14 protein-coding genes and 1 pseudogene are annotated in these 16003 nt (G+C 30.7%); all 15 read right to left on the minus strand.

Translation table 11 applies throughout. The features are described 5' to 3' along the window. Nucleotides 1–14: 14 nt before the first annotated feature. Nucleotides 15–947: an alpha/beta hydrolase gene (locus D1816_RS06730; RefSeq protein ID WP_118501747.1), complete on the minus strand. Its 933-nt coding sequence runs from the start codon at nt 945–947 to the stop codon at nt 15–17. Between the two features lie 29 nt (nt 948–976). Further along, nucleotides 977–1924 carry a hypothetical protein gene (locus D1816_RS06735; protein ID WP_066308831.1) on the minus strand — a complete coding sequence of 316 codons (948 nt, stop codon included), beginning with the start codon at nt 1922–1924 and terminating at the stop codon, nt 977–979. Nucleotides 1925–2041: 117 nt separating this feature from the next. Continuing rightward, nucleotides 2042–2560, minus strand: coding sequence for a GNAT family N-acetyltransferase (locus tag D1816_RS06740; RefSeq protein WP_118501751.1), 519 nt, complete (start codon nt 2558–2560; stop codon nt 2042–2044). A gap of 89 nt (nt 2561–2649) precedes the next feature. Continuing rightward, nucleotides 2650–3162 (minus strand): GNAT family N-acetyltransferase, encoded by a 513-nt coding sequence (locus D1816_RS06745; RefSeq protein ID WP_066308829.1) that lies wholly within the window; start codon nt 3160–3162, stop codon nt 2650–2652. A gap of 89 nt (nt 3163–3251) precedes the next feature. Continuing rightward, on the minus strand, nt 3252–5591 hold the full coding sequence (locus D1816_RS06750; RefSeq protein WP_158597761.1) for a glycoside hydrolase family 3 N-terminal domain-containing protein: 2340 nt from the start codon (nt 5589–5591) through the stop codon (nt 3252–3254). 231 nt (nt 5592–5822) lie between these two features. Next, a complete protein-coding gene (locus D1816_RS06755; protein ID WP_118501755.1) occupies nt 5823–6485 on the minus strand; it encodes a CPBP family intramembrane glutamic endopeptidase in 663 nt (220 codons plus the stop codon). A gap of 116 nt (nt 6486–6601) precedes the next feature. After that, nucleotides 6602–7423 (minus strand): LytTR family DNA-binding domain-containing protein, encoded by an 822-nt coding sequence (locus D1816_RS06760; RefSeq protein WP_118501757.1) that lies wholly within the window; start codon nt 7421–7423, stop codon nt 6602–6604. A gap of 180 nt (nt 7424–7603) precedes the next feature. Beyond that, nucleotides 7604–8557 (minus strand): bifunctional helix-turn-helix transcriptional regulator/GNAT family N-acetyltransferase, encoded by a 954-nt coding sequence (locus tag D1816_RS06765; RefSeq protein ID WP_118501759.1) that lies wholly within the window; start codon nt 8555–8557, stop codon nt 7604–7606. Between the two features lie 286 nt (nt 8558–8843). Then, entirely contained in the window at nt 8844–10523 is a 1680-nt protein-coding gene (locus D1816_RS06770; RefSeq protein WP_118501761.1) for an MBL fold metallo-hydrolase, read from the minus strand. A gap of 143 nt (nt 10524–10666) precedes the next feature. Further along, entirely contained in the window at nt 10667–11236 is a 570-nt protein-coding gene (locus D1816_RS06775; protein WP_118501764.1) for a Crp/Fnr family transcriptional regulator, read from the minus strand. Nucleotides 11237–11326: 90 nt separating this feature from the next. Beyond that, the gene (locus D1816_RS06780) at nt 11327–12112 is read right to left on the minus strand and encodes a DJ-1/PfpI family protein (protein ID WP_118501766.1); all 786 of its coding nucleotides are present in this window, start codon (nt 12110–12112) and stop codon (nt 11327–11329) included. A gap of 161 nt (nt 12113–12273) precedes the next feature. Beyond that, on the minus strand, nt 12274–12663 hold the full coding sequence (locus D1816_RS06785) for a RidA family protein (RefSeq protein ID WP_118506222.1): 390 nt from the start codon (nt 12661–12663) through the stop codon (nt 12274–12276). 168 nt (nt 12664–12831) lie between these two features. Continuing rightward, nucleotides 12832–13394, minus strand: a pseudogene (locus tag D1816_RS06790) (Crp/Fnr family transcriptional regulator). 31 nt (nt 13395–13425) lie between these two features. Continuing rightward, nucleotides 13426–15300 carry a sulfatase gene (locus tag D1816_RS06795; RefSeq protein WP_118501768.1) on the minus strand — a complete coding sequence of 625 codons (1875 nt, stop codon included), beginning with the start codon at nt 15298–15300 and terminating at the stop codon, nt 13426–13428. Nucleotides 15301–15408: 108 nt separating this feature from the next. Beyond that, complete coding sequence (locus tag D1816_RS06800; protein ID WP_118501770.1) at nt 15409–15855, minus strand: GNAT family N-acetyltransferase; 447 nt, start codon at nt 15853–15855, stop codon at nt 15409–15411. Nucleotides 15856–16003: the final 148 nt, after the last annotated feature.

The raw sequence follows: 16003 nt of genomic DNA on the forward strand, positions 1-16003 counted from the left end.
GCGATACTAAATTTTTATTTCAAACTGGTCAGCCATTCATCTAAGCGTGTTGTCCAATTTTGTAAATACCCTTTCCCGATTGCTAATCCGAAACCATGTCCTCCTTTAGGATATATATGCATTTCTGTATAGACTTTTTTTTCGATAAGGGCTGTATAAAAAGAAATGCTATTAAGTACAGAAACAGCTTTATCATCTGAAGCATGGACTATAAAGGTTGGTGATGTATCTTTATCTACATACAATTCGTTAGAAAAATAGTCCACTAATTCTGGTTTTGGAGAATCTCCTAACAAATTATCCTTAGATCCTTGATGTGTAATATTTTCTTTCATAGAGATAACAGGATATACTAATACCATAAAATTTGGTTTTGCGCTTACTGTGTCTAAAACATCAACTTTTTTATATTCTTTGTTTCTATAATGAGTGCCTAAAGTTGCTGCTAAATGTCCTCCTGCAGAGAACCCCATAACTCCTATTTGGTCTCTATTAATATTCCATTTTTCAGCATTACTTCGAATTATTCTCATTGCCCTTTGCGCATCTTGCAATGGAGCTTTATATCCAACATTAACTGACTTAGACTTTGGTAATCTATACTTGAGTACGAAGGCTGCTATCCCTTTAGAATTTAACCATTTTGCAATATCTGTTCCTTCCCAATCATACGCAAGTCCTCCATACCCTCCTCCAGGACATATCATTATTGCTCTACCAGAAGCATTTTGTTTACTTGGCAAATAAATTTCTAAGGATGGTTTTTGTACTTTTCTAATCCAGAATATGTTACCTTTCTCTCTTGTTTCCACCTCATCAGAGATCAAATAATTGGGTATCAAATCTTGCCAAATAGGCAAAGTATCTTGACTTGAACAAATTGTACTATTCAAGAACAACAAAATACTAAGAGGTACGTAAAAGATATTTCTAAGGATATTATACATTTTTTTATTTTAATTGATCATGTTTAATTTTATAAAGGTTTGCTTCTTATTATTACGTTTTCTAAGCTATCCAATGGTTTTATTTTTTTATTCTCGATTCCACTTTTAATTTGTGAATTTACGATATAGTGATACTTATCATTTCCTATTTCTCCAGTAGTACTGGAATCAAATTCTTTACCCGTATCAAACACCTCAACATTGGTAATCTCTGTAAATTCGTCGTTTACATAAAATTTAGAAATCTTTGTGCTCTGATGTCCTATAAAGTAGTTTTTATAAAATGATAAGCCATCAATAACTTTAGCATTTATATTTGGCGCAACTTTAAGTAAGCTTTGTTCTTTTGTTTGTATATCAATTTTTACAATACCTTCATTAGTGGATACGAACAATAATTGTTTCGGTTGATAAAAAGTAATACCATTAGGAAAACTAAAATTAGTTAACTCTATATAAGGTTCTAATTCTTTTTTGGCAGCATCGAATTTAAACAATCGGGCATTTGCAGTTTCTGTAATAATTACATCGTCATTTGGTAATACAGTCAAATCATTAAAAAAGCTCCTTAGGCTATCCTTTACTATATAATGTTCCTTTTCATTAGTACGAACATTATACCGCATTAAACCTGTCTCCCATCTATCTTGATTTGTTTGATTTACAATAGGTGCTAATGCTAAATTAATCCACAAGTCATGTGATTTCTCGACAAATTCGATACCTATCGGGCTTAAATCCCCAAAAACCTCTTTCGTTATCAGGTCTTTATATGTTCCGTCTGATTGTATCTCTATTATTTTTTGTTTATAAATGGCACCTACATATATTGATTTTGAATTGGTATTATATGCGACACCTTCTGGTATTAAATCTTTATTTAAAAGTATATCTGTTTTTTCTGATGCCTTTGGGGTACATCTACTTAACAAAATAAATACTACCAATATAACAAAGCTATTTATGTACTTTTTCATGACACCTTATTTACTATTATGTATTGTTTCCTGTCTCATAACGAACAAGGTAATAAGTCACAATTAGTGTTTATGTTAATTTTACGGTAATCTTTACTAAAGTAAACCATACCTTATTTATGTTAGTTTTAAACTCATTCTATGCATACCTCTTAATTCATCTTTGAAATGCGCTATTTCTAAACGTGTTTTGCTATGAAATTTAAAACCTATTTTTTTATAAAAACTAATCGCATTAATATTTGTATCTATTACACATAAAAAGAGTACTTTTTTCTGTTTTTTCTTAATCAGGCCTATCAATTCTATCATTACTTTTTTACCAATACCTTTACCACTAAATTTAGGAAGTACATAGATTTTTTCTAATTCGCAATTGTTTAATTCTGATAATTTATTAGATGATTTGTAATTAATTTTAAGAAAGCCAATATTTTCATTTTCAACAATAATAAAGTAATATGCAATAGAAGAATCTATTAACTCTGCGCTTAAACGCTTATCTCCAAACTCTCTTTTTAAATAAAGCGTTAAACCGTTCTCGGTCCAATGATCTGCAAAAACTTGTGTATAGGATTCTTTACAAACTTTTTGTAGCGTTAGAATATCTTGTAATACTGCCTTTTTTAACTTCATATGTTTTTAAGTAACTAAGTATTTCGTAACATTTCTATATTTAGAATACTTATGATTTTGTATACAACACATTGGATGAAATAAAATCATTAATCAGAAAACCAATGTTTTCTATCCAACTTATATACTACACATTCGCTTTTTCCAAAAAATCTATTTTCGACATAATGAAACCCGATTTTTTCATAAAAACGAATCGCTTTAGTATTCGATACCAGTGGATCAATTAAAATTGTATTTACATTATCATTATTAAAACAGTAATCAATCGCTAGTTTCATCATCTGAGTACCATAGCCCTTACCCAAATCTTCTTGTTCTCCTATCCAAATATCTATTGCTCTTTGATTATCGGGAACATCACCCCAATACTGCGAATCTTCTTTCTTTGGATCAATGATTTGAATAAATCCAATAGCCCTTCCGCTTATTTCTGCAATAAACTGTGCTCTCCAATCTGGAAAACGATTAAGTTCATATTCCCAATCCCAATCATCATCTGGGTCAGAATCAATAACATGCTGTTGTTGATCCCAATATTTTACAAGTTCCAGATCTTTGTTTGTTGCTATTCGTAAATTTACTTGTTCATTGGTATTCATAGTATTTTGCCAACGATTTTTATTTTTTACAATATTCTAAAGTACTATAAAACTTAAAATGTATTTATTTTACTAATTTATAAAATTCGTTACTCAATACTATTTTCAGAAAACAGTACATTTCGTTGATTAAGTATTTTTTTATTTCCTTTCAATTCTACTTTTCCAGATAATCTAATATCGGTTGAAGAAGCTCCTATCTTAAACTCGTACATACCAGGTTTAATAATCCATTTGCCATTTGCATAATAGGCCAATTGTTCTGGAGAGACTTTTATTGTAATTCTCTTTTTTTTCTTTTTCTCTATAAACACTCTTACAAATCCTTTTAATTCAATAGGTTCTAATTCCTTAATTTCTTTTGGTGGACTTACATACAATTGTGCAATTTCTGCACCATCAAAATCTCCTAAATTTTCTATTTCGAAGGAAATCGATATTTGCTTCTCTTCGATACTATAACTTTTAGGCATCTTGAGGTCTTTATACTTATATGAGGTATAACTTAATCCATATCCAAAAGGGTACATAGGTTGATCTAATGGATCATACCCTTTACTATACCAAATAGGCGCTTGTTTATTTGTGCGTGGATATGTTAGTGTTAATTTACCAGAGGGGTTTACTTTACCCAAAAGAATATCTGCTAATGCGTTGCCCCCTTCTTCACCTGGGAACCATGCCTGTAAAATAGCAGCACATCCAGATTCTATATTTGTAATAATTTGCGGGCGACCACCAAATAAAACCAAAATTACCGGTTTACCTGTTGCTATTAACTGTTTTACAAAATCTTCCTGTTCTCCTGGCAATCGAATATCTTTGCGATCTCGTCCTTCTCCTACAAGGTATAATTGTTCTCCCATTGCTGCAATAATTACATCGCTATTGACAGAAATTTGAATAGCTCTTGATACATCGGGTTTAGGTAAGTCTTTTATATTTAAATATTCTAAGTTTTTACTTCTTTCATCTCCCAAAGCGTTATCTACTTTTTCTATCTCATCATTCATTGACTTAGTCCAATCACATCCCCTTTCATATGTAATTTCTACTCCTTTTTTTACATTAGCCTTGAGGCCATCGAGTAATGTTACAAGTTTTGGATTTTTAGGATCTACAGGGTATTTCCACCAATAAGCGGCTAATGATTGATAAGAATAGTCACCAAGTAAAGATTGTACTGCTGCAGCATTTGGACCAACAACTGCAATTTTTTTTATATCTGTAGAAATAGGTAGTACACCATTATTTTTTAGCAAGACGATAGATTGACAAGCTGATTCATAGGCTCTTTTGCGGTTTTCTGGCGGATCAAAATCTATTTTCTTTTCTTCAAAAGGTAGTATTTCATTATTCAATAAACCCAATCGTTCTTTTAAAAGTAACACTCGCTGCACTGCAGTATCTATTATCTTTTGATCGATCAATCCTTCATCAAGAGCTTCTTTTAAATATGGAAAACTCATTCCGAAAGGTAATTCAACATCTAATCCAGCAGTAATACTTTTAATCGCAGCATCTTTATCGTTTTTAGCATATTTATATTTTGTATATACTTGTTTAACTGACCAAAAATCTGAAATTACAACACCATCAAACCCCAATTTTGTACGTAAAATATCAACCAAAAGTTCTTTGTTTGCAGAACATGGAATCCCTTTAATAGTATGATAACCGGCCATCGCACTTTGGACATTGCCAAATCGTACCGTTGCTTCATGTGGTAATAAAGTCTCTTCAAAAAAAACTTTTTCATTATCTGTACCTCCTGCATAACCTGCAAAATGTTTTGTAGTAGCCGCAACTCCCTTAGAAAGATCTTCTCCTTGCAATCCTTTTACAAAGGCAAGTCCCATTTTTGCAATGAAATATGGTTCTTCCCCAAAACTTTCTTCGATCCGGCCCCAGTGTGAATTTCGACAAATATCAAGCATAGGAGAAAGTGCCTGAGTAGCTCCCACTTTTCTCATAAGTTTTGCAGACATTGCAGTATTCTCTCTTAAAAGATCTGGATTCCATGTGCATCCAATACCTATCTGCTGGGGTAAGGTAGTAGCTCCTTTTGCAGCAAATCCAGAAATTGCCTCTTCATGAAATATGGCTGGTATACCATTTGGAGTCTCATGTATTAAATACTGTTGTAAATCCCATATTACTTTTTTTAGTTCATCGGGGTTTAAATCTGTTGAAGATGAGAATTGTGCCAAATGCCCAATCCCATATGGTATTTTTTTTCTGCAAGAATCTAATGAAAGGCTTTTTCCATCTAATAAATCTCTGAGCCAAGCACCTTGTAACTGAGAAATCTTTTCTTCGGTCGACATTTTAGCAAGTAATAGGTGCCAGTTTTTTTCTTTCTTTGAAATTGTTTCAGAATTAGGTTTTGGTTGACAAGAAATTGAAATCAACAAACCTAAAATGGTCATGAACTTAAATATTTTAATACTAGTGTGAGACATATTGCTCTTTGTTTTTCATAAATTAGTGTGCCTAAATTTATTCTGAAAAACCTACAGACAATACATCAAATGGGTAAAACAATAACATTAACTATCTTTTATAACCTTTATGATTTTACCCATTTGGCATAACCGCTTTTTTTAAGTACCTGATGGCTTAATTTTTAAGCTATTTATTCTTAATTTATTTTTATCATTTCAAATCCAACCCTGATAAATTGCAATCAAAGCAATTGTATCAAAAAATCCATGTATAGCAATGTTAAACCATAAATCATAACTACGTTTATAAAAAATTAAAGCCAATGTTGACCCTATAATTCCTGTAATTATTTGTCCATTTATCCCCTGATAACCATGCAAATAACCAAACAAGATGCCAAACAATACTATATTAATCGTTAGACTTAATTTACCATCTCCAAAAAACTTTGTGAATTGCTTCATGAAATAGCCTCTCCAAACAATCTCTTCTCCAAACGCGGCAGATATCCATATAAAAGGTAATACACTCAAAGAACCAATAAAGTTTCCCCTAAGCTTATCAAAATTAGAAAAATCAATATAATCACCTGTAAAATGACTCACTCCTGGAATCAAAACAAAATAGTATAGTATAAATAAACCAATAGCTATTAAAGGAGTGTATATTAAAAGTGGAATTACCTTAAATTTATGTTTTTGAAACCCTAGTGACTTAAGCATGCCTTTTTTGAATTCTATGGCACTTGCAATCAAAATAATTATAGCGGCTATGATAGTTTCAAAATAATCAAAGCCTAAAGGCAAAAGCCAAATAAAAAAGACACAAATAATAGCTAGAAGAGGAATAATTTTAGTTCGTAAAGTAATAGTATTCATTTTTTTTGTATTTAAATTTCAAAAACGAAATAACGATCAAACTCCCATAAAATCAACCAAAAACAATACCCTATATCTGAATGGTAGCAAAATTTTGACTGAATAGTCTTGAGAATTTATAGTTTGTGCTCGAACCAATCTATAAATTCTTGTTTCTTATACCTACTAATTATAATTTTTGAGATGTTCTTACCAAAAGTACCTGGTTTAAGACTCACGGATAATTTTCCATTTTCAATCTTTTCAATCTCATCTACAGCACGTGCATGAAGAAATGTTTGCCTATTGGCTCTAAAAAATAACTTTATATTAGTATTACTTTCTATTTCATTTAAAGAAAAATCGGTCGCCAAAGTATCTCCGTTCATTAAAAGAACGTATACAACTTTATCCTCACTAAAAAAATATCCTATTTCTTTGTAGGTGATTAATCTTCTTTTTCCTCCTTTGGTAATACTAAGTTTGCCTTCAATAGTTTCTAATTTATGAAGATCATAAATATCCTGAGCAAACATTACAACAATAAAAATTAAACTTAACATGAGAGTAATTACCAAACCTGTAAGTAAATAATAAAACTGGTAATCGGCGTCTATTATCCAGCCAAAAATATAATATACCGGTATGTAAATCAACACAATGTAGCCAAGAGTAGATAACAGAAATAAGCCCAAAACACGAACATTTAGCTGTTTTAGAAAATACTTATTCTTATATCGTTTAAAATTCCTTTCTGCAATTAACATAACTGCCGTACCTATTACCATCGTAGTAATAATTGAATATAAAGGGAAATTATATGAATCGCTAAGTGGAAAATGATCACTTTGCGTTAAATGATTTGCAATTACAGAAATTCCCAGCAAGCCGAGTGCTTTTTGCAAATGAGGTTTTTTAAAACTAAACGTTGTCTTTAAAATATCTCTTAGTACTTTCATTTATATCTTAATTCAACGCTAAAATATTGATAAATTAGATATTATCTGAACCCTCGAAGAGAAACTCTTTTGGCTTAACACAATATATCAAAACATATAATTACTAGTAATCAATCCATTAGGTCCACTAGAAAAATTATAAAATATATTTACTATAAACCTTGTTAGTAATACTAAGGTTTATGAGAACAGAAGTTCCATCTGGATATTACATCTTTCATATGGAGTATCTATGCCTACAACTTTTTGAAACCCTAGTTTTTCATATAATGATATGGCAGGTTTTAATATTGTATTACTTTCAAGATATATACTTTTGGCTCCCAATGATTTTGCTTTTTCAATGCTAGATTTCCCTAACAGATAGCCAATACCTTTACCCTGTGCTTTAGGAGAAACAGCCATTTTAGCAAGTTCATAATCATACTTTTTATTTTTCATTTTAATCAAAGCACAAACTCCTAGAACATTTTGATCTTGAATTGCAACTAAAATTTTACCTCCACTATCTAAAATATATTTTTGAGGATCATCTAATGCTTTTCTATCGGCATCTTCTATTTTAAAAAAAGTTTTGATCCATTCTTCATTTAGTTCTTTAAATGCAGTGTGATATTTTGATGTGTAATCTATAATTTCTACAGTTGATGACTCTCTAATTTTCTTTTGTTCAATCACACGCTTTAAAAGAGATTTTTCGTTTAATAAGTATTCAAATTCTTGGATAGCTAACCAAATATTATGTGTGGTTTGATTTAATGTAGTTTTAACTGCATTTTCAACATCTTTATATTGTTGTTGTATTTGTATAGACATGTCTATACCCTTAGGAGTTAACACAATATTGTTTTTACGTTTGTCCAGAGTATCTTTTTGTTCTAAAACGAGTCCCACTTTAGACATTTCTCTAACAATTTTAATGACAGAGGGGTGCGAATGACCAATTTCATTAGCGATTGCAGTAATTGATTTTCCTGTATTTTGATTAGATAAAAAATAGAAAACAGGAAACCATTTAGGTTTTAATGCGACACCATAAAGATTATAAATTCGTTCGGCATCTTCTGAAACTATAGTACTAAGAGCTCTTAACCTACTTCCTAGAGCCATTTCTCCGATTTTATCAAAATCCATTTTAATATGTATTTAAATACGTAACTAGTTACAAATATATCAAAAATATTAAAACACATCTGTAAATTTTTAAATAAGGCTCAGAAAATAGAATGTTCTCATATACCATCAGCATCTCATCAACAGGCAATAACAGTTACATAATAAAGCCTTAACTATTGTAAGCTAAGGCCTTAATATTGTAAAAGATCCAAAATCACTTCTCTCTTTTTGGTACTAAATTTAGAAGACCATACAACTACCCTTGTTTATAAAATTTATTTTAGAAATATTAACAAACATAAACTTATAAATTTGCCATAAACTGGAGATCTGCCAATGTCGCAACACCATTATGAATAGCAATTACATTAGATACTACTAATTCTTTTTCTGCAATGTAATCTAACAAATAAGTAGCACGCTCTGCTATAATAGATTTAGACTCTTCATTAAAATTAGTAGTTCCCAAACCTGCTGCTACAGCTACAAAACCCCCAGCATTAAATAAATCTGAAACTATAAAAGATTCACTTTCTGGAACATAAACAGCCACTATATTCTCTGAGTGAGAATTTAAGCCTAACAATTCTGTTTTAAGTAAATAAATTTGTAAGGCTCCACCATCTAATGTGGTTACATCCGAGATACCTTCTACTTCGACATTGGTTGTCGGATTGATCGCCAGTGCATCAGGAAGAAGAGAAGAATGGTTTGTTAAAACCCTTTCTGTAAGACCTACTCCTTCTTCTCCCACATAAACCTTACCGGATTCCTGTGCCAATTCTCTTACTCCACCAAAATGATCAAAATGCGTATGAGTCACAATTACACCTTCAATTTTTTCACCTGGAAAAGCATCATTTTTTATAGTATTTATAATACTTCTTGTCCACCTTGGATTTAAAGGGGGCTCAACGACTACCACTCCCGTTGAAGTTTTGATAGCAACAGACCATGACCCTACATCAGCTCTTCCAATTATTTTTAAATTTGGCCCAATTGTTTGATCAGCTACATTTGGACCTGCAGGTGTAGTAACCGCGCCATTATTTAAAGGTTGATCAAAACTATTAACAAATCCTAATGCATTAAATCGTTCATACCACCAAGAAGAATAGATTCCAAACTCACCTTGTTCATCTATATAGTCTCCATCAGTATTTTCTGGTGTAAATGTAGCTTCTGTAAAAGTAGGGTTCATTTCAATATTTGAAAGTTCTTCAACCTTTATAACCTCACCATTAAAAGTATGAGTTAATTTACCTGGAAACATCGTTTCGCCAACAGTTTTCCACTCTTCATAATTTACTTCAAACACGACATCTCCATTAATAAAATCCACCTCGGTTACCTGTGCACTTTTCGGTAAACTTGTATTCTGATCAATAACCAACGTTATATTTAATCCATCAATACCTGTTGGTATGGTAAAATTTGAAGAAACTGATGAAGACAGATCGTTAGTTGCGATCACCTGTTTTAAAAGCTCAATCGGATTACTCATTTTTTGGATTTTTAAATACGCTTCTATTCGGCTAGAAAATAATGGAAGCGGAGCAGTAGCACCAAAAAAGTGAGAACCAAAACCCGAATTTCCTGAGTAAGATCCTTTTTGATTATTAATAATAGTTGTAGAATTATCTACCTGAAAAGGAAAAGGAAATTTAATATCAAGTGATGAAAAATCATACCTAACTTTTCGGGTATTTAATTCGGTAGAAACGGTACGCACATATTCTGAAGTATTTATTGGATTAGAAACGTTTGGTTCTTCCTCCTCATACTCATTAGTTTGACCTTCTACTGTATACATCATAGTAGTGATATTATTTATCACAGATGTACCTCCTAACGTATTTACTACTTGGTCTAATGAGATATTTGATTCTCCTCTTCTTGAATTATTATCGTCATTATTGCATGAAATAATGAATAACACTAAAACAAGGGTTAAAACATAATATCTTAATAAATTAAATTTCATATACTGTATATTTTTAAATGTTTAAGCAATATTACATCACATAAAAAATCTTCTCATTCACCTACGTGAATGAGAAGATTTTTTTAACATTTAAACAATTTATTTAATGAGACTTATGTTTTCTATCTTCAAAAAGCTAACACTTATTGATTCCGAATACGACTAAGAGATTGTGGTTTTATACCTAGATAAGAAGCTATCATATAATGCGGTATGTCATCCAATATTGTAGGCACACTCTCAATGAGATCATGATACCTTTTTTGAGCACTTTGACTGTTAATATTATAAATTCTTTTAAGCATTTGATTATATGAATTCTGAATACCTATTCGATAATACTTTTCGTAAATAGGATACTTTTTTGATATATAATCATAAGTTTCACGATTTATTAGAAGTAGATCAGTTTCTTGAAAAGCCTGAATATTAAAATGAGTAGGTGAGCCATTAAAAAAACTAAATAAATCTCCTAACCAAGTGCCTGTATATCCTATTTGTATAACATGTGTCCGTGCAGCTGTATCTACTCGATAGTTTACCAGTAACCCCTTTTGGATAAACGGAAGATATCTGGCTATTTTTCCTTCTTCAATAAAATGTTCTTTTTTATTTATCTTTTTTATAATCAACCTTTCTTCTAAATTAAGATAAGCTTCAAGAGGTAAATCTATGTGTTTTTTAAATTGTTTATAAAGTTGAGGATATTGCATCGGTCTTGAAAAATATTGCTAAAAAAATTAACTATCATTTTTATATTCTAAAAATACGACTTTACAAAAAAGAAAAATACTAATGTTATTTTAATAATTTGTAGGTACTCTGGAATATTTCATTCCATTTGGAGCTACTGGCCACTCTTCTTTTTCATGAAACTTATATTGTAATGCTCTTGAAATCATTTGTTTTATTTTCTCTCCATTTTCTTTACCAACAATGTATAATGTTGCATCGATTCCGGAAGTAACACCCGATGAAGTAATAAATCCTCCCTCATCAACGTAACGCACATTTTTAATCAACTTGATTTTTGGATATTGCTTTGCAAAATCATCAGCTACAAAATAATGCGTAGTTGCTTTTTTATTTGTTAGAACACCTGTTCTTGCCAGAAGATAAGAGCCTGTGCAAATTGATACAATTTTAGTTTTTTGCTTGGCATTCATTTTTAAAATAAAATTTGTAAACGTATCATTTACAACTAAATCATTAATAACAGGCATACTTGCCCCAGGAATTATTAGATAATCTACATCAGGCATATTTTGTATCGTAAAATCAGGTTTTAATTTAACAAAATCATTTTCTGTACCTATCATCATTGTATCCAATCCAACTGTAAAAACTTCGTATTTCCCTCTTGTTAGTTTTCGTGCTTTAGAAAAAACCTCAATAGGCCCAGAAAAGTCTTGTAATACTGCATCTTGGTATATTAATACAGCTATTTTTTTGGTTTCTGTAACTTTATTTTTTGATCTCGTAAGAGAGTCCATTACTTTATCATGACTTATTTTATGAGAGTTATTTTTCTGAGCAATTAGATTTAATGAATAGGTGAATATATAGATCACAATTAGTATATATTTCATATAAGTAAGGTTAAGGTTGGGTTATAAGAACAATTAATCAGAAGAACTTAAAATTTAATGACTTACAGATATTAATTTTAAGTCAAAAACAAGGCTGTAAAATTAAGGAATTATCCTTGCTACAGCCCTGTTACAAGTACATTTTAGTATTTCTTTAATTATTATTTCACAACTGTTGCCTCTAATTCTATTTTCAAAGTTTCAAAAAGACTTTTTACTTCTAAAAGAGTACTTGCTTGTTCTATTTCATGTTTGGATATCCAATTTTGAAAACTATTGAAACAAGAAAAAAGCTCTTCTGTTGAAGTAGTATACACATTCAATCTCACTATGTTTTCACATTTATATCCTGCTTCTTGTATTACCTTTTCTAAATTTTGTATTGCCATGATTAATTGAGACTTCATATCACCTGTACTTGATTTCCCATTTGCATCAATTGCAGTCTGACCAGAAACATAAAGAGTTCCTTCTGCTTGCTTTACCTCTACGGCTTGCACATAACTTCTTTCGTTTTGCCATTTCCAAGGGTTGATAATTCTTTTTTCCATATGTCTTTCATCTTTATTTTGTGCGAACACTGCCACAGTTGTAAATACCATGGTTATAAATGCTTTTTGTTTACCATTCATAATTATGATTATATATTTACTGCAAAGATTTGTACAATAGCATTAATTTATGCGTGATAAATATCACAATTATCAATAGCTAAAGAATTAAGAAGAAAATCTACTAAGTGTTTCTCTTGTAACTCCCAAATAAGAAGCCAATAAGGTTTTAGGAACACGTTGAAAAAGTGAGGGGTTTTGTTTTAGTAATTGCACATACCTTTCTTTTGCATTAGATGTTAAAAAAGATAAAATTCTATTTTGTGCAGCAATATGACCAGCATTGGATTTTTTAAGAAAAAAACTTTCCATTTTAGGTAAGCCATCAGATAGCTTTTGATAATCCTTCAACGAAATACAAAACACTTCTGTATCTTCGATACATTGCAATGACATTTTTGCTTTTGTCTGGGTAAAATACGCTAAAAAATCACTTTCCCACCAATCTTCCATTGCAAATGAGACAATATGTTGTTTCCCTCCTTTATCATCATATACTAACTTTAAAAGGCCAGAAATAACAAAATAACAATACAATACAGATTTTCCTTTTTGAATTAGGAAATCATTTTTTTATATTTTTTTATAGAAAAGTGAGATGCAATAAAAGTAAATTCATCATTAGTAATAGGTACTACTTTTTCGATATGTTCTCTAAGTTTCTCTTTCATTCAACAAAACTACTGATACCTTACATTTAAACTATAATACTTCTAAATATTCCAATCTACTTTTAACTTCAGAATTTTCGCTTACAACTTCTTCGATATTCTTTAATTGTATATCAAACTTGTAATTATATCGCTTGGATTGCATTACTATAATTGAATTTAATATCAATAGCGCTTCGGCAGGTTTTTTAGAATTATAAAGTGTATTTATCATAACAGCAGAAGGATTTTCGACATTAATTATTCCTAAATATTCTGCAGCTCGTACACGATTTAAATTTTCTGGATCATTACTTGCAATTGTTCTTATTATGGACTCTAGAGCGCTAGCATCTTTTTTAAAGTTACTACAAGTAATTAATCCCCAATATCGTTGCCATGGGTCTTTTGAGGTTAGACTATTCATCACCTCTTGTTTTACACTTTCAAATTTTGATAGACATAAGTTTGAAATATCTATATACTTATGAATCTCTTTTTTGTGCTCTTTTCCGTATTGTACTGGGTTTTCAATTGCTTTTTCAATTAAAAAATGTTCTGGGAAAAATGACAAATCTGGCATTTCTTTCACCCATTTATCAAGACGCTCTCGTAAATCGTTAGAAATAGTATGATATTTTGGTTGTGAAATCAGATTTTTAGTCTCATATGGGTCGGACTCTATATCAAAAAGCATTTCTGGGGTGCGCTCTTTATAAAAAGCAGCTTGTATATCATTTAACTTACCTTCTTCATATAAAGACTGCCATTCTTTAAAAGCTAGTTGTTTATATCTATAATTATTTAAAATACCATCATAATTAAAAGGTTGATAATTTCTGATATATTTATATTTCCCTTTGCGAATTGCACGTACTTGATCATATTTTTCATCAAACCTATCAGCATAACTGTAGGTTTCATCTCTAGTATTTACCTCATCTACGCTAATATTCTTTCCTAAAAAAGCTCTTCCATCAATTTTTTCAGGGATATATATTCCTGCCAAGTTTAATACTGTTGGCGCTAGATCAATAAAACTAACAAACCCTTTATTGACAATCCCTTTTTCATTGCCAGCTAAATGTTTGTATTTTTCAGGTACATGAACAACAAGAGGCACATGAAGTCCCGTTTCATATAAATATCCTTTACTTCCGGGTAATGCTCCACCATGATCTCCGAAATAAAATATAAATGTGTTCTCTAATAGTCCATCCTCTTCAAGTGCTTTAACAACCTCACCCACTTTAGTATCCATTTCCTGCATCTTATCGCGATAAAGTGCATTGGTATATCTAAAAATTTTAGTATTTGGATGGTTTGGTTGTACTTTAAATGTATTCTCTCCAGTTTTGGTAGAATTCAACATCATTTCTTCTTTTGTAAAATGCAGACTTCCTTCATGGGTAATACCAATATTATAGACATGAAAAAAGGGTTGCCCTACTTTTCTGTTTCTCCATGAGGCATTCTTAGAAGAATCATCCCATACACTATCTCCTTTTTTAATATTATAATCTTCTTTGTTATTGTTAGTTGTATAATATCCTGCATTTCTTAAATATGCTGGAAACATCATCAAAGAATCTGGCATGGGAACCATTTTAAGTTTTCTATGATATTGTGCTCCTATTCTTGGCCCATAACTTCCTGTAATTATAGCCGAACGAGCCACACTACAAACTGGGGCATTTGAAAATGCTCTACTATATGTTATGCCATGATTTGCTAATGATTCAATATTAGGAGTCGCAACTCCATTATCATCAAACATCTTTAGATAATGTTTTGAATTGTCTTCTGAGGTTATCCAAACTATATTTGGTTTTTCAATTTTAGTCTTCGTTTTATTACATGAAATAGTAGAAGTTAATAAAACAAGTAGTATTGGTAAGATTAAACATAACCTTTGAAAATATTTCATAATTTGTAATGTTAGCACCATTCTAATTCTTAACCAGTCTATAAACTTGTTACTTGACTATCAAATTATATATCAAGATAGTCGAAGCTAATGATTTTTTTACTCAATTTATAATACCTCTTTATATAGAAGTATTACTTTTTTTCCATATTTATTATCCGAATTGCACCAATTAAGCTTACTAATTATTTCATCAGGCACTTCTTTGTTCTGAAATTTCTTAAATCCAAACTTAGCATAAAAATCATGTAAATTTTCAAAAGGTAAACACCAAATTGCAACTTGTTTAAAAGGGTTTTTGTTACATAGTTCTCTTACTATAGCATCTGCAACACCTAACTTTCTATAATCAGGCAACACATAGATTCCTCCAAGTTCAATATTAGTAGGGTCGATTTTAACTAACCTACCAATTCCTGCATTTTCATTTCCGACTTTGGCTATAATGATAAATTCATTTTCGAAATTAGAACTCACAAAATTGATAGTATTATATTGAGAATTCACCCAATTAATATCTTCTTTTGTTGCTTGTTTTACTGTTATTGCTTTCATAATAAACCATTATACTCATACACAAAATGTATCTACTAAAATAGGGGTACCATATTAATTGAGCAATATATCTAGATATTAAAATTCAATAAAAAATCGGTTAACTTTTTTATTTGGTTGGTAAAATCTACTCTAGGTTCTAGTGATA

Source organism: Aquimarina sp. AD10 (genome assembly GCF_003443715.1).
GTDB classification, from domain to species: Bacteria; Bacteroidota; Bacteroidia; order Flavobacteriales; family Flavobacteriaceae; genus Aquimarina; species Aquimarina aggregata.